Source organism: Coprococcus sp. AM97-35, assembly GCF_027697525.1.
GTDB classification, from domain to species: Bacteria; Bacillota; Clostridia; order Lachnospirales; family Lachnospiraceae; genus Allocoprococcus; species Allocoprococcus comes.
In genome coordinates this window covers 431-1,833 of record NZ_JAQESL010000064.1, presented here as the reverse complement: position 1 = coordinate 1,833, position 1,403 = coordinate 431, and the positions used below count along the sequence as shown (strand labels likewise).

The window sequence follows — 1,403 nt, the reverse complement described above, 5'->3', positions numbered from 1 at the left end:
AACTGGAAGATTGTAGGATAAATGATATAGCGTGCATTTCCTATCAGATTTGCACGCTTTTACAAAACGACAAGAAAACTGTGCAAAAATATTGACTTGTAATGACCGAATGCTATAATATAAATGACAAGTGTACTTGGTATTATTTGAAAGGAGCGTTATATAATGGATAAAGAAAAAATACTATCACAAAACAAAAAAGAGAATCTATATCTTGATGAATACGAAAAACATATTAAACTTCAAGGGAAATCTTTTGGCTTAATGTTTGTTTTATTTATCTGCATTTTAATTCTTTTCATTAAAGCAGTTTGTAAAGAACCTTACTATGATATAATGACAATTATTGGGTCTGTGGCATTTGGCTCTATGGGTTATGAAGCACATATTTCAAAAAATAAATCCAAATTTGTTATTGCTTTATTCTTTCTTCTATTTATGGGGTATTACTTTTATAAATTTTTAATGATAGGTTTATAGAATGGACGAACATTTAATTTTGCGAAACAGATTAAAAACTGTACGAAAAGAAAAAAAATTATCACAAACAGAATTAGCTGAACTAGTCGGGGTTTCTCGGAATACAATTAGTTCTATTGAAACTGGACAATTTAATCCAACAGCAAAATTGGCATTAGTGCTTTGTATAGCTTTAGATAAAAAATTTGAAGAATTATTTTATTTTGATTAAAGGAGAGAACGATTATGGAATTAGAGGAATTGATTGTTGAAATAGTTATAGGATTGTTTTTACTTTTTATATCTTATCAAATAGGAATAAAAGAGAATATTACTTTATTACATGGTTATCATTATACACAACTTGACCCTAAAGATAAAAAGGTGTTTACAAAAAAAATAGGAATAGGCACTTTACTGGTTAGTATTGGTATTCTTGTTATGCCGATTATCAATTTAATCTCTCATTCTGAATTAGGCTATTACATAGGTCTTATTTTGATTGTTGTAGGAGTGTTTTATATCATATTCATCATTGTAAAATACAACGGAAAACTTATTAGCTTTAAAAAGTAGAATTGAGGTATGAATATGATAGGACTGAACAAAAGAGATATAAAAAAGGCATTGAAAGCTGGTGCAAAAGCTGGCGGTGTATCATTGGCGGGTGTTCGGGCGGATATGGAAGCTACGATTGATGAAGCTATGAATAGCACCGACCCAGAGCTGCAGGCAAATTTCAAAAAGTATTTTGGGAATAAACGCCCTACACCAGAAGAATATATTTATAAGATTACCAAAAAGACAAAAGTGTAATACAAAACAAATGCTGTAAGGGGGATTGTATTATGGAACATTTTAAGCGAAATTCTATACAATCATACACTACCTAATAGCATTTTATTAAAAACTGAATATCTTACAGCTTTAATAGCTCGTATAAA

The 1,403-nt window shown here is 29.6% G+C and carries 4 protein-coding genes; all 4 read left to right on the top strand.

All coding sequences use genetic code 11. The features are described from left to right. The first annotated feature begins 165 nt into the window (after positions 1–165). Genes PG840_RS16590 through PG840_RS16575 form a run of 4 tightly spaced genes read left to right on the top strand, consistent with a single transcriptional unit; the run spans position 166 to position 1,275 of the window. Positions 166–480, top strand: coding sequence for a DUF6442 family protein (locus PG840_RS16590; protein WP_055267761.1), 315 nt, complete (start codon positions 166–168; stop codon positions 478–480). 1 nt (position 481) lies between these two features. Then, positions 482–691, top strand: coding sequence for a helix-turn-helix transcriptional regulator (locus tag PG840_RS16585; RefSeq protein ID WP_005342572.1), 210 nt, complete (start codon positions 482–484; stop codon positions 689–691). A 14-nt stretch (positions 692–705) separates the two neighbouring features. Continuing rightward, entirely contained in the window at positions 706–1,035 is a 330-nt protein-coding gene (locus PG840_RS16580; RefSeq protein WP_009243023.1) for a DUF3784 domain-containing protein, read from the top strand. Positions 1,036–1,050: 15 nt separating this feature from the next. Continuing rightward, positions 1,051–1,275 carry a hypothetical protein gene (locus tag PG840_RS16575; protein WP_270613907.1) on the top strand — a complete coding sequence of 75 codons (225 nt, stop codon included), beginning with the start codon at positions 1,051–1,053 and terminating at the stop codon, positions 1,273–1,275. Positions 1,276–1,403: the final 128 nt, after the last annotated feature.

What these genes read in the sequence shown, in the direction of transcription:
- PG840_RS16590 (WP_055267761.1), top strand. Translation starts at nt 166, where the DNA reads ATGGATAAAGAAAAAATACTATCACAAAACAAAAAAGAGAATCTATAT.
- PG840_RS16585 (WP_005342572.1), top strand. Translation starts at nt 482, where the DNA reads ATGGACGAACATTTAATTTTGCGAAACAGATTAAAAACTGTACGAAAA.
- PG840_RS16580 (WP_009243023.1), top strand. Translation starts at nt 706, where the DNA reads ATGGAATTAGAGGAATTGATTGTTGAAATAGTTATAGGATTGTTTTTA.
- PG840_RS16575 (WP_270613907.1), top strand. Translation starts at nt 1,051, where the DNA reads ATGATAGGACTGAACAAAAGAGATATAAAAAAGGCATTGAAAGCTGGT.